Here is a 17,912-nt window from a genome sequence, read left to right as displayed (position 1 = left end):
TAGGTCTCCTTCTAGGGAAAAGAGGTGAGGGTCGCGCACCTCCATGCCGCGGGCGGCATCTTCGAGAACGGAGGTGCGATCTCCTGCAGCTTCGAGCAGCAGGACGAACGGCGCGTGAACGCGGCCCTAACGCCACCTGAACCACCGCGTCCCCCCGAGTCCGCGCATCCTGCCCCTCGGGTACGCGCGAAGTGCGGCGAAAACCGTCGAGTACGCGGAGAATTCGTGTACTCGGCGGGTTGTCGGCAGACTGGGGAGGTGAGTTCTTCGATCGTGTGGCAGGGCGAGATGGCGCCGGGCGTTCAGTTCGTTCAGGGGCCGGCCTCGAATTGGGTGGTGCTCGTGGGCGGCGGCGAGGTCGCGCTCGTCGACGCGGGGTATCCGGCCGACCTTCCGCTGGTCGAGGAGTCGATCAGGCGGGCCGGGGGCCGGCCGGAGGATCTGGCGAGCATCCTGGTCACGCACGGGCACAGCGACCACATCGGGTCCATCGCGGCCCTCGTCGAGCGGTACGGACCCCGCGTCTTCGGCCATCCTGACGAGCTTCCGAACATCACCAGAACCGAGCTGCACCAGATCGGCGTCGGCGACATCCTCCCGAGGGTCTGGAGACCGCGCGTCGCCCGCTGGACCGTGCACGCGATCCGCGCCGGCGGGCTGGGCGACGTCGGAGTCCGCACGGTTCAGCCACTCCCCGACGGCCTGCAGACCGTCGCCGGGCAGCGGATCGAGGCTGTGCCGATCCCCGGGCACACCCCCGGGCACACGGCCTACCTGCTTCCGGATGCGGGCATCCTGATCACCGGCGACGCCCTCGTCACCGCGCACCCCACCACGGCCGGCGCGGGGCCGCAGCTGCTCGCCCGGATGTGGCACACCGATCCGGATGCTGCGCTCGCCAACCTGCAGTCGATCGCCGCCATCCCCGCGCGGCTGATCCTCCCCGGACACGGCCCGCTGATCGAAGCGTCCCCGGCATTCGTCGTCGCGGAGGCGCTCCGGCGGACGCAGCGCTAGCCGCTGCCGACCGGCACCTGGCCCGCGGCCGCGCGCACCTCCGGCCGCTGCTACTCTGTGCCGATGACGCTGCCCTCGATCCTCGCCTTCGCCGGGCTCTGCGCCCTGCTGGCGCTCACACCCGGACCGGACACGTTTCTCGTTCTCCGGTACAGCCTGGTGCGGATGCGCGCCGGCATCGCCGCATCCATCGGCTCGGCGGTCGGCTCGCTCATCTGGGCCGCCGCCGTCGCCTTCGGTCTGGCGGCTCTGCTCGAACAGTCGGCGGAAGCGTACCGCGTGCTGAAGATCGTCGGCGGCCTGTACCTGGTCTACCTCGGGGTGAGCGCCTTCCTCGCCTCCCGCAAGGGTGCCGGCAAGCTCGAACTGGAGCCGCCGCGCGTGCGACTCCATTCGAGCCTGGCGGCCGGCGCCGTGTCGACGCTGCTCAACCCGAAGGTCGGGCTGTTCTTCCTCGCGGTGGCGCCGCAGTTCATCCCGCAGGACAGCGCATCCATCGGCAACACCATGCTGCTGGGCGCAGTCGACGCCGTCGTCGCGATGGTCTATCTCGCCATCGTGTCGGTTCTGGCGTCTCGCGCGGTGGTCTGGCTGCGGCGGCCGCGGGTCACGAAGACGCTCGAGCGGGTGTCGGCGGGCGTGCTCGCCGCGCTCGGCGTCGTAACGGTTGCGACGAGCGCCGAATAGCCCGACGCTGCCTGACCCGGCCGGCTCCGCTCACGCTTCGCGGCGGGACCTCCAGAGCAGCCAGATGAAGTAGGGCGCTCCGACGACCGCGGTCACCAGGCCGACCGGGATCTGCGCGGGCGCGATGATGGTCCGGCCGATGGTGTCGGCCACGCAGACCAGCAGGGCGCCCAGCACCGCGGCGACCGGGATCACGCGCGCGTGACGCTGACCGACCAGCGCCCGAGCGGCATGCGGCGCGACGAGCCCGACGAACCCGACAACGCCGACGGCGGCCACCGACGCCGCCGTCAGCACGACCGCCACGCTCAGCAGCCCCAAGCGGGCCGGCCCGAGACGGATGCCTAGCAGGCGAGGCGTGTCCGGATCCAGCCCGATCAGGTCGAGCTGCCGGCTCATGACGGCGAGCACGGGCAGGGCGCAGACGAGCACGACCAGCACGGGCAGCACCTGCGGGAACGTGCGGCCGTAGGTCGACCCGGAGAGCCAGACGAGCGCCTTGGCCCCGTTGTACGGATCGGTGAGCACGATCAGAAGACTGACGATGGACGACGCTCCCGCAGAGACTCCGACACCGATCAGCACCAGCCGGTTCTGCTCGAGACCCCTCCGCGCAGCCAGGCCGAACACGACGGCCGCAGCCGCCGCGGCTCCGGCCAGGGCGGCGCCGCCGACCAGCCAGAAGCTCGCGAGCGGGATGACCGTCAGCACAGCGACAGCGCCGACTCCCGCTCCCCCGACGACACCGAGGATGCCGGGCTCGGCGAGCGGGTTGCGCGACACCGCCTGCACCACGGCGCCAGCGACGGCGAGCGCCGCACCCGCCAGCAGAGCAGCAGTGACCCGCGGTATCCGGGTGTCGAGCACGAAGGTGACGACCCGTCCGGCCTGGCCGGTCAGCCAGTTTCCGACGTCGCCGAGCAGGAGGCGCGCATCCCCCAGCAGCGTCGCAGCGAGCACGGCGGCGACCAGTGCCACGCTCGCGACGACCAGCGTGAGCACGAACGCCCGCCGGCTGCGAAGCCGGGTGAACGCCGTCGTCGGGCTGTTCGAGCTCGTGTCGCGCGACCGGTACGCGAGCACCACGAGCACGACGGCACCCAGGATGGTCGTGACGATTCCCGTGGGAACCGAGACGCCCGCCTGCGCACCGAACACGGCTCGAAGCAGAACGTCCGAGCCCAGCACGACGAGGACACCGGCCACCGCCGACGCGGGCACGAACGCCCGATGCCGCATCAGCCCGGGGACCCGCGTCGCGACCAGCCGGACGATCGCCGGCGCACACAACCCGACGAATCCGATCGGTCCGGCGATCGTCACGGCGACCGCCGCGAGCAGCACGGACAGGATGACGGCGATGCTCCGCGTGAGGCGCGGGTCGACGCCGACAACGGCCGCCTCGTCGTCACCGAGCGTCAGGATGTCGAGGCGCCGGCCGAGGATGAGCAGGCCCGCGAGCGCCAGGAACGCGATCGGGGCGAGCTGCTCGATTCCCTGCATCCCGATCTGGGCGAGCGAGCCGTTCCCCCAGGCGAACAGTCCCGTCGTCTGCTGCGCGCGGAGGAGCAGGAGCATCCCGCTCAGACCGCTGAACGCGAGGGTCAGTGCCGAACCGGCCAGGACCAGCCGGATCGGGCCCGCGCCGGCGCGCGACAGACCGAGCACGACTGCGGCCGCGGCCAATCCGCCGAGGAAGGCGGCCCCGCCCGCCGGAAGGGCGGGCAGCGTGATGCCGAACGCCGCGATCGACACCACCGCGAGATACGCCCCCGCGTTCACGGCGAGCGTGTCCGGGGAGGCGAGCACGTTGCGCGACACGGATTGCAGCGCGGCGCCGGCTGCGCCGAGCGTGCATCCGACGACCAGCCCCGCCGCGAGCCTCGGCAGCCGGGAGGCGACGAGCACGGCGTCGGCCTGCGTGGAGCCGGATCCGGTCAGCGCGCGCCACAGCGCGTTCGGGTCGAGCGTCGCCGTGCCCTGGCCGAGGTGCACGACGGCCAGGACGCCCACCGCGAGCGCTGCGGCGATCGCGAGGAGGAGCATCCGGCCGCCGCGCGGCACCGCGAGCGTCGCGCTCGGGAGTGCGCGGAGCTCCATGCTCAGTCGGTGAGAGCGTCGACGATCGCGGCGATGTACTGCTTCATCGCCGCGGTGCCGCCGAACATCCAGATGCCGTCGGCGAGACGGTACGTCTGCCCGTTCTGCACGAACGGCAGCGAGTTCCACACAGCGTTGTCCTTGAGGCCGTCGGCGAACGGATCGCCGGCGTCTGCGTTGTTCGCGATGTAGGCGAAGCGCGCATCCCCGAGCTTGGTCAGGCCCTCGACATCCGTCGAGGCGAGTCCGTAGTCCTTGTCCCCGTCGAGCGCCCACGGATCGACGAGGCCGAGCTCGGTGTTGATGTCGGCGAGCAGCGAGCCCGTGACGTACGGGCGCACGGAGACCTGGTTGCCCTCCTTCCACCCGTCGGCGAACGCGAGCTTCGCACCGGCGAGCCCCGCCGCGGCGAGCTTCTGCTTGCCGTCGGCGATCGCCTTCTCGAACGCGGCGATCTCGCTCTTCGCCGCGCTCTCGGTGCCCGTGGCCTCGGCGATCAGGTTCACGTTGTCGATCATCTGATCGATCTGCCTGCTCGCATCCGCCGAACGCACGACGACGACCGGGGCGATCTTCTCCAACTGGGCGATGGCCGACTCGGAGAGGTCGGTCGTCGCCACGACGAGGTCGGGGTTGAGCGCAGCGACCGTGTCGACGCTCGGCTCGCCGCGTGTACCGATGTCTTTCACGCCCTTCGGCAGTGCGGCGGCGGTGTCCCAGGCCGTGTAGCCGGGGACGTCGGCGACCCCGACGGGATCCACGCCGAGCGTGACGAGCGTCTCGACGACGTTCCATTCGGTGCCGACGACGCGCTTGGCGGGACCGGCGAGCTCTACCTTCTCGCCGCGCGCATCCGTCACTGTGAGAGCGGCGCCGTTCGTGGAGCCGGCGGCCGGGGCTTCGGTCGTGCCGCAGGCGGCGAGCGCGAAGACCGCGGCGACGGCGATCGCGGAGGGGATCAGGCGTCGGGTGATCGGGCGTCTGGTCATGAGGGGAGGGGGGTCCTTTCGGTTCTGAGGTGATGGCTGCCCACAGGGCGGGTTCGTGGCATGCCGGTCGACGGGTTGACGTCGACCTCGATACGGATGCCGTACGTCTCGGTCAGTCGCTCGGGGTCGTACACGTCTGCTGCCGGTCCGGCGGCGACGACGCGGCCTGCCGAGAGCAGCACGACCTGATCGGCGACGGCGGCGGCCTGGTCGAGGTCGTGCAGCACCACGCCGATGGTCACTCCGTGGAGGTCGGCGAGGTCACGGATGAGGTCCAGGATCTCGACCTGATAGCGCAGGTCGAGGTAGGTGGTCGGCTCATCGAGCAGCAGAACGTCGGTGTCCTGCGCGAGGCAGCAGGCCAGCCAGACCCGCTGCAGCTGTCCGCCGGAGAGGCTCTCGACGCCGCGGTCGGCGAACTCGCTCACCCCGGTGAGTGCCATGGCCCGCTCGACCGCGAGTGCGGCATCCGCATCGACCCCGCGGAATCTCCGACGGTGCGGATGCCGGCCGAACCCGACCACGTCGCGAACGCTCAGCCCGGCGGGGGTCGGGCGGCTCTGCGCCAGGAGCGTGACGCACCGGGCGAACTCGGTGCGGGTCAGAGTCAGGGCGTTCTCGGGCAGCGCGTCGGCGTGCTCCAGCGTCACGCTTCCCGAACGCACCTTGTGCAGCCGCGAGACCGCCCGCAGGAGGGTGGACTTGCCGCTGCCGTTCGGGCCGATCAGCGCTGTGACCCGGCCTTCGGGCAGCACGAGCATGGCGTCGTGGACCACGTCGACGCCGTCGTAGGCCACGCGCATCGACCGGGCTGTCAGACCGGCCCGTCGGCGTTCGCCTGCCGGGTCATCGTCGATTCGATGGGGTTCGGGGGTCGGGATGCGGGGAGCCACAAGCCATGAGCTTAGGGCAGGCTAACCTAACTCCACAACTCCGATTTGAGGCAAGCCTTACCTAACCTATCGGCTGAAAGTCCCGCTGTCAGGACTCGCGGCGAAGCGGCGGCATCGTCGACCCGCGCACGACGAGCTCCGGCGTGAAGCTGACCTGCCGCTGGGGTCGCGTCGGATCGTCGGCCGTCTCGAACAGGAGCCTTGCCGCCGACTCACCGATCTCGTGGGCGGGCTGCCTGATCGTGGTCAGCGGGATGACCGCCAGCTGCGCGTCGTCGATGTCGTCGTAGCCGACGATCGCGATGTCGTCCGGCACCGACCAGCCGTCACGGATGAGCTTGTTGACGATCGCGATGGCGATCATGTCGTTCCCGCAGAGAACGGCGGTCGGTCTCGGCTGCATCGCCATGATGATGTCGGCCAGCTCGCTGCGCTCGCGCACCGTGCGACCCGACGCATCCGCGCGGTGCAGCATCTCCGGATCCTCACCGGCCGCCTTGATCGCGAGTGTCGCCCCCTCGAAACGGGCCTTCATGACGAGGTCGCCGCCGGGTCCACCGGCGAACAGCACCCGCTTGTGGCCGAGATCAAGCAGGTGCTTCATCGCGAGGAAGCCCCCCTGGTGCTGGTCGACCGACACCGAGGACGAGTTCAGCGCCATGCCCTCGTGCCCCAGCACGACGATCGGGGTGCCGAGGGACTCGAGGTCGCCGAGATCCGGGGGCTCAGCGGTCGCCGAAGCGATGATGAGTCCACCCACGCGCATCTCGGCGAGGTTGCGGACGTAGACGCCCTGGCGCACCGGATCACCCGCCGTGTCGCAGTACACGAGAACGTAGCCGCGGCTGCGCGCCACGTCTTCCACTCCGCGGGCGATCTCGGTGAAATAGGGATTCGCGGCATCCGGAACGAGGAGCCCGAGCGTGTGCGTGCGGTTGCCCCGGAGCGTTCGCACGGCCCGGTTCGGAACGAACCTGGTGTCTTCGATGGCGCGGTCGATCCGAGCCCGCGTCTCGGCCGACACCGTCTTGGTGCCATTGATGTAGTTCGACATCGTTCCGAGCGACACGCCCGCGAGGACGGCGACGTCTTTGATGGTGACGTTCTTCGCCATTGCCAACTCCCAATAGCTGGATGTCTATCGACCTGTGCCCACACTAGCCTGACGGACGGTTTCCTCCGGCGGGACCGCCTCGAGGCGCGCATCCGCCACCCCGAACACCTCCCGGACCATCTCGAGGAAGCCGTAGCCGTTGTGACTGTCGGGGAGGAGCGCAGACCCCTCGGTCCATTCGTTCCAGGCATTGATCGTGACAATCGGATGCGGTGGCCGGTGCCGCTCGAGGAAATCCTTCGCCATCGCCAGCCCCTCCCCGAACTCCTCCGGAGTGGGGTCCCAGGTGGGAGTCCACGGGTAGCGGCCCTGGACGAACTCGCGGCTCTGGTCGGTGCGCGGGGACGCATCCCAGCCGACCGTCACATTCGGATAGAACGGCACGGCGAGCTCCGCGGCGTATGCCTCGTACTCGGCGAATGCGGCATCCCGCAGCGCCTCGATCCGGGCGACGGGGAAGTCGAAGGAGCTCACATCGGCGTGGTGCACCCAGACGTACGAGGTCGCCGACAGGAAGCCGAGTCTCGGGATCAGCTGCGCCGGGTCGTCGAGCGCGATCGCCGTGGGCAGCACGCCGATCCCCCAGATCACCGCATCCAGGTGCACGCCGGCGAACCCTGCGCGCTTCGTCTCCTCGTCGAACCAGCGGAGAGCGCTCGCGGCCTCTTCGACACCGCCGAGCCCCAGGATCAGGTTTCCGAGCTCGTAGATCGAGAACCAGGGCCGGCCGTCGACGGTGAGGTAGTTCGGGCGGGAGAAGTAGGCGTCGATGACGTGCCGTGCCATCTTCTCGAACGCCTCACGATCGATCGCGCCGTCTTTCAGCCGGGCCGGCGAGTGGTTCGCAGGATCGTCGTGCGGAAAGATGTCGACGAGCTCGTGGTTCGCCCACATCAGGGCGAACTCCACGTCCTCGCCGTTCTCGGCGGCGAGCAGGCCGTCGTCGAGGCCGGCCTGCAGATACGATCCGTCGTCGTACCAGTAGTAGTCGACGAGGAACCCGTCGACGCCGTACTTCTTGGCGATGCTGATCTGACGTTCGGCTCCCGCCGCGGTCGCTTCGTCGAAGTATCCGTCGATCGGCACGCGCGGCTGCCGGTGCCCGTCGAAGCGCGGCTTCGCCGACTTCAGAAGGGTCCATTCGTCCCAGTCCTGGCCGAACCACCGCGCATTCCTCGGATCCTTGTGCCAGTCCGGGAAGTAGTACGCGAGTACCTTCGGTCGATCCATCGATGTTGCTCCTTGATTGTGTGGTGAGACGACGCTCATTTGACCGCCCCCGCGGAGACGCCGGCCCGGAAGGTCTTCTGCAGAACGATGAAGACGACGACGATGGGCAGGGAGATCAGGATGTTCGCGGCGAAGATCTTGGGAGTGTCGACGAGGCGTTCACTCTGGAAGTACGTCGGAACCTGGGTGAGCACCTGCAGATCCGTCGACTGGATGAACAGCAGGGGAAGCAGGTACTCGTTCCAGGCGGCGAGGAAAGTGAAGATCGCGATGACCGACAGGATCGGACGGCAGACCGGAACCAGGATCTGCCAGAAGAACTGCCAGGAGTTGGCGCCGTCCAACCGCCCGGCTTCGTACAGCTCGGCCGGCAGCCCCCGGATGTAGTTGGTGCCGACGAGCACGCCGAACGGAATCGAGATGACCGTGAGCGGGATGATGACCGACCAGTAGGTGTCGAGGAGGCCGACGGCCTGGATCACGTAATACAGCGGGACCACCAGCGCGATCGCGGGAAGCGCGAGCCCCGTGAGGATGACGACCGCTCCGACCGTCGAGCCCCGTGGCTGCAGCACGGCGAAGCAGTACGACGCGCTGAGCCCGAGGTACATCACGAGCACGACTGTCGACACCGAGACGATCAGGCTGTTGCCGAAGAACTGCAGGAACGGGGTGGTCGACAGCACGAGCGCATAGTTGTTGAGACCCTCGCCGGCGAGCGACTCCTTCAGGATGAGCACGAGCGGGATCACGAGCACCACGAGGGCGATCACGACGAGGATCTGACTGATCACCCGACCGGTCGGCTTCTGGAACTGGAACACGTCGCTACCTGCCTTCCCGGGTGGAGAGCCGAACCTGCAGAATCGCGAAGACGAGCGCGATCGCCACCAGGACGATCGACAGCGCAGCTCCGTAGCCGGCGTGGAACTGGGCGATCACCTGTCGATAGATGTAGCCCGTGAGCACCTGCGTCGTCGTGCCGGGACCGCCTCCGGTCGTGAGGTAGACGAGGTCGAACATCTTGAGCGCACTGATGAAGCCGAGCACGATGAGCACGATGTGCGATCCGCGGAGCATGGGCGCCATGACCATCCGGGTCATCTTCCAGGTCGACGCCCCGTCGATGCGCGCCGCCTCGAAGATGCCGCGATCGATCTGGCCGATCGCCGCGTCGTAGATCAGGAAGCTGTAGCCCGTGTACTGCCAGACATTGATCAGGATGATCACGCCGAACGCAGTCTTCGGATCGGCGAGCCACGGCTGGCTGAAGCCCTCGAGTCCCAGCCCCCTCAGGAGCTGGTTGAATCCGCCGTCGGGGGTGAGCAGGAATCGGAACGAGGTGGCCACCACGGCCGGCGCGAGCACGACGGGAACGAAGACCAGCGTGCGAAGCAGGCCGCGCAGGCGCACCTTGGTGCGCACGAGGATCGCGAGCCCGAGGCCGAGCACGAGTTGGATCGCCACCGTGGCCACGGCGAAGACCAGAGTGTTTCCGAGCGACTGCCAGAAGATCGGGTCCTGGAGGAGCTTCACGTAGTTCGCACCGCCGACGAAGTCCGTCGGCGCACCGACACCGGACCAGTCGAACAGCGAGTAGAAGGCGTTGGCCGCGATTCCCGCGTGGATGACGCCGATCACCAGGATGAGCGCCGGCAGCGCCCACAGGTAGTCCGAGACGCGCAGCGCACGACGCCGGCGCGGTGGGACCGGTTCCGCGCGCGGCGGCACCGAGACCCTCTGTTGCAGTTGGGTGGTCATACGTCCTCTTCTTCGAGTGCAGCAGTCTGCGGTGACCAGGGCGGGGGCGGGCTCCGAGCCCACCCCCGCCGTGTTCGCCAGCTCTTTCTACCGGCTGACCGACTTCGACGCCGATTCGACCTGCTTCAGTGCATCCGCGGGAGACGATGTGCCCGCCGCCACTGCGGAGAGCGCATCCCCGAGAGCCGTCGTCAGATCGCTGTACGGGATCTGACGCGCGCCGACCAGATCGGCGAGCGCCTCCTGCTGGCCCTCGATGTCAGCGACCTGGCTGGGGTCGATCACGTCGGTGGTCGCCACCTTGACGGAGGTGATCGCCGGGATGTTCCCGCCGGCCGCCTGGATCTTCTGGCCGCCACCAGCGGTGAGGAATTCGAGGAACTTGAACGCCGCATCCTGCTTCGACGATTTGGCCGAGACCGCGAAGCCGTTGTCCGGTCCGCCGAACAGCTTCGTGGGGTCGTCTCCCGTGACCGGCGCCGGGAAGGGCGCGGACAGGAACAGCCCGTCGATCTTCTTCGTCACGGTCTTCTGGGCGTCGACCTGGCCGGTCTTCGTCATCGTCGCGGGAGTGTTCCAGGTGCCCAGCGCGATGAACGCGGCCTTGTCCTCCATGAAGGTGGTCTGCGCATCCGGATACTCGGTCGCCGCCGTGGCGCCCGAACCGATGATGCCGCTGGTGAACAGCTCGGACCAGGCGTCCATCGCCTTCACGAACTCGGGGTCGGTCCACGAGGTCTTTCCATCGATCGCGTCGTAGACCTTGCCGGGGGCGATGCTGTTGATCAGCGCGAGGAAGACGTCGGTGTTGACCCAGGCGTCTTTGGCGCCGTGTGCGAGGCAGCCGACGTTGTTGGCCTTCAGCGTCTCGCAGACCGTCTTCCACTCAGCGAAGTCCGTGGGCACGCTGAGTCCGTACTGGTCGAGGATCTTCTTGTTGTAGTAGATGAGGCCGGCAGCCGACATGTACGCCGGAAGAGCCACCTGCTTCTTCTCGAACTGGAGCTGGCTGAGGCCCTCCTGGTTGAATTTGCTCGCCCAGTCGTCGCCGAGGTCTTTGGCGACCCGATCCTCCACGGGAACGGCGAGCGGGCCGAAGTTCGTGACGAGGTCGCCGGGCTGCACCTGGAAGACGTCCGGTCCCTTGTTGGAGGAGAGTCCGGGACGCAGGGCGGTGACGTAGTCGTTGTAGGCGTACTGCTTGTAGGTGACCTTGATCTTCGGGTTCGCTGCCTGGAAGTCCTTGATCACCTGATCCTTGTTGAAGGCGTTCCAGCCCCACCAGGTCAGCGACACCGGGGCGTCCGCGGCCGGCGCCGAGGACGAGCATCCGGTGAGGGCGGCTGCTGCCAGGGCGATGGCCGCAAGAACGGTGGCGCCCCGCTTTACTGTGCGATGCATTTGTCAAGCTCCTTCGCGTGACTCAATTGCAGGTGTGTGATCGTGCTGCCGAGAGTTGAAATGTTTCAACTGGTTTGTCACTCTAGAACCTTCATCGCCTCCTTGTCTAGAGAAAATCGGTGAATCATTTCAAATTCGGACGCCAGCACCGCCGGCCGCCGCTCTATCATCGCTGCTCTGCCGAACGCGCGTGCGCACCCACCGGCCGGAGGCAGGTCGCCTAGGCAACTCCGGCGCGAGATGGCACCCTAGATCAGGTGACCACCGCGCGAAAGATGGAGACGCAGATGAGTACCGCCACGAGCACCACGACGGAGTCGCCCGCACGGCACATCGGCGACAGCCACGACGTGATCAGGGTGCAGGGCGCCCGCGAGAACAACCTCAAAGACATCAGCCTCGAGCTCCCGAAACGCCGCCTCACCGTCTTCACCGGGGTGTCGGGCTCGGGGAAGAGCTCGCTCGTGTTCGGCACGATCGCCGCCGAGTCGCAGCGGATGATCAACGAGACGTACAGCGCCTTCGTGCAGGGCTTCATGCCGAACCTCGCCCGGCCCGATGTAGACGTGCTCGAAGGGCTGACAACGGCGATCATCGTGGACCAGGAGCGGATGGGCGCCAACTCCCGCTCCACCGTCGGCACGGCCACCGACGCCAACGCCATGCTGCGGATCGTCTTCAGCCGGCTCGGGCAGCCGCAGATCGGATCGCCCCAGGCCTTCGCCTTCAACGTCCCGTCGGTGAGCGGGGCCGGCGCGGTCACGATCGAGCGCGGCGGGAAGACCGTGAAAGAGCGTCGCAGCTTCACGCTCACCGGCGGCATGTGCCCGCGGTGCGAGGGCATGGGCAAGGTGAACGACATCGACCTCACCCAGCTGTACGACGACACCAAGTCGCTGAACGAGGGTGCGATGACCATCCCCGGATACACCGCGGACGGGTGGGGTGTGCGCATCTTCACCGGGTCGGGGTTCCTCGACGCCGACAAGCCGATCCGCGACTACACCGAGAAGGAACTGCACGACTTCCTTTACCGGGAGCCGGTCAAGGTGAAGGTCGGCGACATCAACCTGACCTATGAGGGGCTGATCCCCAAGGTGCAGAAGTCCTTCCTCTCCAAGGACCGCGAGGCCATGCAACCGCACATCCGCGCTTTCGTGGACCGCGCGGTCACGTTCACGACCTGCCCCGACTGCGGCGGGACCCGGCTCAACGAGGGTGCCCGCTCATCCCGGATCGACGGCGTCAACATCGCCGACGCGTGCTCGATGCAGATCAGCGACCTGGCCGAATGGGTTCGCGGCCTCGACGAGCCGACGGTGGCACCGTTGCTGACCGCCCTGCGAGAGACCCTCGAATCGTTCGTGGAGATCGGGCTGGGATACCTCTCACTCGATCGCCCGGCCGGCACCCTGTCGGGCGGAGAGGCTCAGCGCACCAAGATGATCCGGCACCTGGGCTCCTCGCTCACCGACGTCACGTACGTCTTCGATGAGCCGACGATCGGACTGCACCCGCACGACATCGAGCGCATGAACAAGCTGCTGCTGCAGCTCAGGGACAAGGGCAACACGGTGCTCGTCGTGGAGCACAAGCCCGAGGCGATCGCGATCGCCGACCACGTCGTCGACCTCGGTCCGGGAGCCGGTGCGGCCGGCGGCACGGTCTGCTTCGAGGGCACGGTCGACGGGCTCCGCTCCAGCGAGACGCTCACCGGCCGTCATCTCGACGACAGGGCGGCGGTCAAGGATGCGGTGCGCACGGCGACCGGAAGCCTCTCGATCCGCGGGGCGACGGCCAACAACCTGCGCGACGTCGACGTCGACATCCCGCTCGGGGTGCTCGTGGTGGTCACTGGTGTCGCCGGCTCGGGAAAGAGCTCGCTCGTGAACGGGTCGATCCCCACCGACGCGGGCGTGGTCTCGGTCGACCAGGGCGCGATCCGTGGCTCACGGCGCAGCAACCCCGCGACGTACACCGGCCTCCTCGAGCCGATCCGCAAGGCCTTCGCGAAGGCCAACGGTGTGAAGCCGGCACTGTTCAGCGCCAACTCCGAGGGCGCATGCCCGAACTGCAACGGCGCAGGCGTCATCTACACCGACCTCGGGATGATGGCCACCGCCGCGACGACGTGCGAGGTGTGCGAGGGGAAGCGCTTCGACGCCTCGGTGCTGGAGTACCACCTCGGCGGGCGGGACATCAGCGAGGTGCTCGCGATGTCGGTGGAGGAGGCCGAGGCGTTCTTCCGCAGCGGTGAGGCGCACATCCCGGCCGCGCACGCCATCCTCAGTCGGCTCGCCGACGTCGGCCTCGGCTACGTCAGCCTGGGCCAGCCGCTCACCACCCTGTCCGGAGGCGAGAGGCAGCGCCTCAAGCTGGCCACCCACCTGGCCGAGAAGGGCGGCGTGTACATCCTCGACGAGCCGACCACCGGCCTGCACCTCGCCGACGTCGAGAACCTGCTCGGCCTGCTCGACCGGCTCGTCGACGCCGGAAAATCGGTGATCGTCATCGAGCACCACCAGGCCGTCATGGCGCACGCCGACTGGATCATCGACCTCGGCCCCGGCGCCGGCCACGACGGCGGGCTGGTCGTCTTCGAGGGAACACCCGCCGACCTCGTCGCAGCCCGCTCCACCCTCACCGGCGAGCACCTCGCGGCGTACGTCGGCGCCTGACCGGTCACCCTTCCTGGGGCCGGACCGTGAATCCGAGCTTCGAGAAGCATGCGACTGTAGCCCCCGGATCGGCTCGCAACGGGGGGTCCCGTTCGGATCCCGTTACGGAACGCGCTCCCGACGTTCGAATGCCGCAAGGGTCGGTCGCGAGTCCTCCCCGCTGGATGAGAATTCACTCATGAGCAATGAACGCGGCTTCCAACGGAGTGAGCTCATGGCGATCGTCGACGTGGTGAGGAAGGACACATCGCGACTCAGCGTCGTCGTGCCCGACCTCATCCTCTACGACGGACGATCGCGCACGGGCACCACGACGAAAGCGAAGCAACTCGCCCGCAACGCGAATCCCCGGGTGAGCGGCGCTCCCCTGTTCGCACGGTTCGGGGATCGCTCGTTCCAGGTGGAGGAGCACCAGCTCGATCGTGCCGCCGCCGCCGTGCTCCGTGAGGTGCAGGCCGACGTGACCCTCCTCCTCGGCCGGGACTGGCCGCAACTCTCCGAACCCGCGGGCCCGGTGGTCACCCTCAAGCCGCTCCTCGACTCGCGCGGGCGAGGCGGATGGTTCGCGGGACTCTACGAGTGCTGCTCGCTCGGAGAGCTGGGCTCGGTGGTCGGCGACAAGGTTCGCTGGTAGGTCACGGCAGCGTCGACGTGATCGCGGGCTCGCTCGCGCAGCTCGCCAGAATCCGTTCGATCGCATCGTGCTCGGCCCGGGTGACCCACAACCCGTAGGTGGCTTTGACCGAGACCTGTCGTGCAACGTACGTGCAACGGAAGCCCTTTTCGGGCGGCAGCCAGGTCGCTGCGTCACCTGCGCCCTTCTTGCCGTTCGTCGGTCCGTCGACTGCGAACAGGTTCATCGGATCGTTCGCCAGCGCCACGCGCTGCGCCTGCGTCAACTGTTGCGCACCCGTCTCCCACGCGTTCAGGAGGGGGACGACATGGTCGATCTGCACCGCGGCCGACGTTGCACTGCCACGGACGAAGGCGATCGTCTTGCCGGTGTACGGGTCGTCGAGCGTGCCCGCCGTCACCCTGCATACGCCGGACTTCACGGCCGGGTGAAGGTCCCGCGCGAGGATGTCGTTGCGGGTGTCGCAGCCGTTGCGGTCGACGTCCAGCCACGCCGTGCCGAACTGTGCAACTCGGTCGTAGCCGGTCTTCGGTGCCCGTCCTTTCACCGGCAGCGTTTCGAGGAGGTCGAGCGCCCCGCCCTGCGTTGCCGAGCTGCCGGCGACCGGGACCGACGCCGAAATGGTCGGCGATGCTGAGACCGGCGTCGCCGGGTTCGAGTTGATCGCACCGAAGACGGCACCGCTCACCAGCGTCGCGACGACCCCTCCGGCGAGCACGCCGAGGCCCGCGATCGCGAGTCGTTTCGTTCGGGTGGGGCCCTTCCCCCATCCAGTGCGATGACGAATTGTCGGTCGAGGAGCGGCAGGAGGCTTTGGCGCGGGCACGTCGAGAGTCTCTCAGCAAACGGATGGCGGACGCGGCTCCCACTCCAGGTCACTGCCCGAACCCGCCTTCGGCCGTCACCACCTGCCGACCCGACCGTGGTGTCAGTTGATCGGTGCGATCATCCCGCCGTTCACGTAGATGGTCTGCGCGGTCACCCATCGCGCATCCGGTGATGCGAGGAACCGCATGACGGGCACGACGTCCTCGGGGTCGCCGATGTCGCCGCTGATGGTGAGGCCTTTCAGCCAGGCGATCGTCTGGTCGTTCTCGGCGTCGTAGAAGAACTTGGTCTTCTGCGGTCCGGGGGCGATCGAGTTGACCGTGATGCCACGCCCGCCGACCTCCTTCGCGAACGCTTTCGTGAACTGCTCGACGGGCGACTTGCTACCGGTGTATGCGGCATACGTCGGAGCCGTGAACGCCAGCTGGGTCGTGACCATGTTGATGATCCGTCCGTTGTCGGACATGCGGCCGTCCGCTTCCGCCATCAGGAAGAACGGGATCTTCGCGTTGATGAGGAACGAGTTGTCGTACTCCTCCTCGGTGGTCTGGGCGAGCGGCTTCCGAACGATCAACCCGGCTGTGTTCACCAGGATGTCCCAGCGTCCGAATCGCTCGATGGTCGCATCCACGAGCTTCTTGATCTCGGGGACCGTGGTGAGGTCGCCCTGATAGGCGAGGGCCTGCACTCCGAGCTTCTCGAGCTCCGAAACGGTCGCTGCCGCGTCGTCCGCACTGCCGGCCGAATTGTAGTGAACCACCACATTCGCCCCTTCTTCAGCCAGCGCTGTGGAGAAGAGCTTGCCGAGGTTCTTCGCCCCGCCGGTCACGATCGCGACCTTTCCTGTCTGTGTTCCAGTCATCGTCCTCGTTGCCTTTCGTCGTTTCTCTGTTGGTGGATGTCGACGTGGTCGCCGACGGTGATGCGACGTCGGACTCGTTCGACCCGTCACGGGTGGAAACGTGCGTGTTCCGGTGCGGACGCGACCGGCGGAAGAGCGACGATCCAAGCGAATCCTGCGCAGTGGGGCCGGGTCCGCGTCCGTGGCGCGGGGGCTGCGAGCTCGATGCCGACGTCGGAGAGCAGTCTCAGCCAATGTGGATGGTACCCCGCCTCGATCCCTTTGTCGCCGGGGATGCGGGTACCAATGGGGTAAGCAGGCGCTAGGGTTCGAGCGTGAACGTTCCGAACAGAGAGCGTGTGGCAGCGTCGCTTGATCAGCCACTTGCGCATGCAACGATGGACCAGGCCGCGTCGCGCTTCTGGCGGAAGTACGCGACGTTCTCAGGCCGTGCAGGCCGCTCCGAGTTCTGGTTCGCGTACCTCGTCGCCATCCTTCCGCTATTCCTCGGCAACGTCGTGCTACCGCTTCCGCTTCAGTTGCTCCCCGAAGCGGCCTACCGCATCGCATTGCTTGTGCTGTTGCTGGCCACGACTGGATACGCTGTCGCTCTGATCGTGCCGCTGCTGGCGGTCACCTGGCGGCGACTGCACGACGTGAACAGTTCCGGCGGCCTGCTCTTCTTTGCCCTCATTCCGGTGATCGGACCGATAATGCTGCTGATCAACCTCGCGGGAGCATCCGACCCCGACGGCGCACGCTTCGACGTTGCACGGGCCCCGGCGGCCTCCCGTCCAGCCGCAGAAGCTGACCCCCTTATGCCGGCCCAGCCTTAGAGCGGAAGAGCGCCCTAGGCTCGGAGGGTGAACGAATTGACCGGGGACTGCGTGTTTCTGCGCCCGTGGCGCTCGGAGGATGCAGCGTTCGTCTACGACCTCTATTCGAGGTGGGCGGTTCAGAGGTACATCGGGCGTGAACCCAAGGTCATGGAAGACCCCGAACAAGCTCACGCATTGATCAGGCGCCTGCGCAGCACCGAAGACCCGACTCTTGGCTATTGGGCTGTCGAGGCAGTTGCCACAGGAGAGCTCGTCGGTACGGTCATGCTGCAGGGCATCCGGCTTTCCGGTACCCAAGGCCCCTCAGACGAGATCGAGATCGGCTGGCATTTCCACCCGGATGCGTGGGGTCACGGCTACGCGACGGCTGCGGCGAAGCTCGTATTGCAACACGGGTTCGAGTCCGGTCTCGATCGGATCATCGCCGTAGCCCACCCCGAAAACCTTGCGTCGCATCGGATCTGTCTGCGGCTCGGCATGACAGACGAAGGACCCACTACTCGCTACTACGACACGGAGTGCGAACTGTTCACCGCCGCACCTCCACACGTACCCAACCGAGGCTAAGGCTGGCTACTTCGATTCGCTTCGGGTGGTTCTGTGGGCGCCGCAGCCGTGGATTCCGATGGGGTCGGATGCTCCTCGAGCAGGGCTTCGCGGATGATCCGTCGTGGATCGTATTGTCGCGGGTCGAGCTTCTTCCAGTCGATATCGTCGAATTCTGGACCCGCTTCTTCGCGGAGCCTGTTCTTTGCGTCCTCTGTGACCGTGCGCATCCGACGAACCCAGCTGCCTAGTGTTGCGGCCGCCGCGGGTAGGCGTTTCGGCCCCAGAAGGAAGGCTGCGATGACGCCGATGAGCACGAGTTTGTCGAAGGTCAGTCCAAACATGGGCGGATGC

17 protein-coding genes are annotated in these 17,912 nt (G+C 67.5%); 6 read left to right on the top strand and 11 right to left on the bottom strand.

Translation table 11 applies throughout. From position 1 onward, the window contains the following. Window positions 1-258: 258 nt before the first annotated feature. Both ACFVV0_RS18075 and ACFVV0_RS18070 read left to right on the top strand, forming a co-directional pair. Complete coding sequence (locus ACFVV0_RS18075) at window positions 259-1,017, top strand: MBL fold metallo-hydrolase (RefSeq protein ID WP_387066241.1); 759 nt, start codon at window positions 259-261, stop codon at window positions 1,015-1,017. A gap of 63 nt (window positions 1,018-1,080) precedes the next feature. After that, window positions 1,081-1,704, top strand: a complete 624-nt coding sequence (locus ACFVV0_RS18070) for a LysE family translocator (protein ID WP_387066238.1) — start codon at window positions 1,081-1,083, stop codon at window positions 1,702-1,704. A gap of 30 nt (window positions 1,705-1,734) precedes the next feature. Here ACFVV0_RS18070 and ACFVV0_RS18065 read toward each other — a convergent pair whose 3' ends face one another. The 8 genes from ACFVV0_RS18065 to ACFVV0_RS18030 all read right to left on the bottom strand — a co-directional run bounded on the left by ACFVV0_RS18065 (window position 1,735) and on the right by ACFVV0_RS18030 (window position 11,192). Further along, on the bottom strand, window positions 1,735-3,804 hold the full coding sequence (locus ACFVV0_RS18065) for an iron ABC transporter permease (RefSeq protein WP_387066235.1): 2,070 nt from the start codon (window positions 3,802-3,804) through the stop codon (window positions 1,735-1,737). A gap of 2 nt (window positions 3,805-3,806) precedes the next feature. Beyond that, a complete protein-coding gene (locus tag ACFVV0_RS18060) occupies window positions 3,807-4,793 on the bottom strand; it encodes an iron-siderophore ABC transporter substrate-binding protein (RefSeq protein ID WP_387066231.1) in 987 nt (328 codons plus the stop codon). Next, window positions 4,790-5,596, bottom strand: a complete 807-nt coding sequence (locus ACFVV0_RS18055) for an ABC transporter ATP-binding protein (RefSeq protein ID WP_387066369.1) — start codon at window positions 5,594-5,596, stop codon at window positions 4,790-4,792. The genes ACFVV0_RS18060 and ACFVV0_RS18055 overlap by 4 nt, the downstream gene beginning before the upstream one ends. A gap of 178 nt (window positions 5,597-5,774) precedes the next feature. Next, a complete protein-coding gene (locus ACFVV0_RS18050) occupies window positions 5,775-6,800 on the bottom strand; it encodes a LacI family DNA-binding transcriptional regulator (protein WP_387066229.1) in 1,026 nt (341 codons plus the stop codon). A gap of 24 nt (window positions 6,801-6,824) precedes the next feature. Then, complete coding sequence (locus ACFVV0_RS18045; protein WP_387066226.1) at window positions 6,825-8,030, bottom strand: glycoside hydrolase family 99-like domain-containing protein; 1,206 nt, start codon at window positions 8,028-8,030, stop codon at window positions 6,825-6,827. 35 nt (window positions 8,031-8,065) lie between these two features. Next, window positions 8,066-8,854, bottom strand: coding sequence for a carbohydrate ABC transporter permease (locus ACFVV0_RS18040; RefSeq protein ID WP_387066223.1), 789 nt, complete (start codon window positions 8,852-8,854; stop codon window positions 8,066-8,068). 4 nt (window positions 8,855-8,858) lie between these two features. After that, entirely contained in the window at window positions 8,859-9,791 is a 933-nt protein-coding gene (locus ACFVV0_RS18035; RefSeq protein ID WP_387066220.1) for a carbohydrate ABC transporter permease, read from the bottom strand. An 87-nt stretch (window positions 9,792-9,878) separates the two neighbouring features. Beyond that, a complete protein-coding gene (locus tag ACFVV0_RS18030) occupies window positions 9,879-11,192 on the bottom strand; it encodes an ABC transporter substrate-binding protein (protein WP_387066217.1) in 1,314 nt (437 codons plus the stop codon). 287 nt (window positions 11,193-11,479) lie between these two features. On the opposite strand from ACFVV0_RS18030, the gene ACFVV0_RS18025 reads away from it, so the two are divergent. Continuing rightward, complete coding sequence (locus ACFVV0_RS18025; protein WP_387066214.1) at window positions 11,480-13,870, top strand: ATP-binding cassette domain-containing protein; 2,391 nt, start codon at window positions 11,480-11,482, stop codon at window positions 13,868-13,870. 178 nt (window positions 13,871-14,048) lie between these two features. Next, window positions 14,049-14,504: a hypothetical protein gene (locus tag ACFVV0_RS18020; RefSeq protein WP_387066212.1), complete on the top strand. Its 456-nt coding sequence runs from the start codon at window positions 14,049-14,051 to the stop codon at window positions 14,502-14,504. Window position 14,505: 1 nt separating this feature from the next. On the opposite strand, the gene ACFVV0_RS18015 is transcribed toward ACFVV0_RS18020, so the two are convergent. Beyond that, on the bottom strand, window positions 14,506-15,330 hold the full coding sequence (locus tag ACFVV0_RS18015) for an HNH endonuclease family protein (protein ID WP_387066210.1): 825 nt from the start codon (window positions 15,328-15,330) through the stop codon (window positions 14,506-14,508). 102 nt (window positions 15,331-15,432) lie between these two features. Then, window positions 15,433-16,194 (bottom strand): SDR family oxidoreductase, encoded by a 762-nt coding sequence (locus tag ACFVV0_RS18010; protein WP_387066207.1) that lies wholly within the window; start codon window positions 16,192-16,194, stop codon window positions 15,433-15,435. Window positions 16,195-16,571: 377 nt separating this feature from the next. On the opposite strand from ACFVV0_RS18010, the gene ACFVV0_RS18005 reads away from it, so the two are divergent. Continuing rightward, the gene (locus ACFVV0_RS18005) at window positions 16,572-17,009 is read left to right on the top strand and encodes a DUF805 domain-containing protein (RefSeq protein ID WP_387066204.1); all 438 of its coding nucleotides are present in this window, start codon (window positions 16,572-16,574) and stop codon (window positions 17,007-17,009) included. Window positions 17,010-17,036: 27 nt separating this feature from the next. After that, window positions 17,037-17,579, top strand: coding sequence for a GNAT family N-acetyltransferase (locus ACFVV0_RS18000; protein ID WP_387066201.1), 543 nt, complete (start codon window positions 17,037-17,039; stop codon window positions 17,577-17,579). On the opposite strand, the gene ACFVV0_RS17995 is transcribed toward ACFVV0_RS18000, so the two are convergent. Next, window positions 17,576-17,902 (bottom strand): twin-arginine translocase TatA/TatE family subunit, encoded by a 327-nt coding sequence (locus ACFVV0_RS17995; RefSeq protein WP_387066198.1) that lies wholly within the window; start codon window positions 17,900-17,902, stop codon window positions 17,576-17,578. The genes ACFVV0_RS18000 and ACFVV0_RS17995 overlap by 4 nt on opposite strands. Window positions 17,903-17,912 lie beyond the last annotated feature (10 nt).

Origin of the sequence: Leifsonia sp. NPDC058230 (genome assembly GCF_042882245.1) — a bacterium.
Classification (GTDB): Bacteria; Actinomycetota; Actinomycetes; order Actinomycetales; family Microbacteriaceae; genus Leifsonia.
This window is presented reverse-complemented; position numbering and strand designations above follow the sequence as displayed.

Coding starts and splice junctions, on each gene's coding strand:
- ACFVV0_RS18035 (WP_387066220.1), bottom strand. CDS start 9,791: ATGACCACCCAACTGCAACAGAGGGTCTCGGTGCCGCCGCGCGCGGAA.
- ACFVV0_RS18050 (WP_387066229.1), bottom strand. CDS start 6,800: ATGGCGAAGAACGTCACCATCAAAGACGTCGCCGTCCTCGCGGGCGTG.
- ACFVV0_RS18065 (WP_387066235.1), bottom strand. CDS start 3,804: ATGGAGCTCCGCGCACTCCCGAGCGCGACGCTCGCGGTGCCGCGCGGC.
- ACFVV0_RS18010 (WP_387066207.1), bottom strand. CDS start 16,194: ATGACTGGAACACAGACAGGAAAGGTCGCGATCGTGACCGGCGGGGCG.
- ACFVV0_RS18060 (WP_387066231.1), bottom strand. CDS start 4,793: ATGACCAGACGCCCGATCACCCGACGCCTGATCCCCTCCGCGATCGCC.
- ACFVV0_RS18030 (WP_387066217.1), bottom strand. CDS start 11,192: ATGCATCGCACAGTAAAGCGGGGCGCCACCGTTCTTGCGGCCATCGCC.
- ACFVV0_RS17995 (WP_387066198.1), bottom strand. CDS start 17,902: ATGTTTGGACTGACCTTCGACAAACTCGTGCTCATCGGCGTCATCGCA.
- ACFVV0_RS18025 (WP_387066214.1), top strand. CDS start 11,480: ATGAGTACCGCCACGAGCACCACGACGGAGTCGCCCGCACGGCACATC.
- ACFVV0_RS18070 (WP_387066238.1), top strand. CDS start 1,081: ATGACGCTGCCCTCGATCCTCGCCTTCGCCGGGCTCTGCGCCCTGCTG.
- ACFVV0_RS18020 (WP_387066212.1), top strand. CDS start 14,049: ATGAGCAATGAACGCGGCTTCCAACGGAGTGAGCTCATGGCGATCGTC.
- ACFVV0_RS18005 (WP_387066204.1), top strand. CDS start 16,572: ATGGACCAGGCCGCGTCGCGCTTCTGGCGGAAGTACGCGACGTTCTCA.
- ACFVV0_RS18045 (WP_387066226.1), bottom strand. CDS start 8,030: ATGGATCGACCGAAGGTACTCGCGTACTACTTCCCGGACTGGCACAAG.
- ACFVV0_RS18055 (WP_387066369.1), bottom strand. CDS start 5,596: ATGCGCGTGGCCTACGACGGCGTCGACGTGGTCCACGACGCCATGCTC.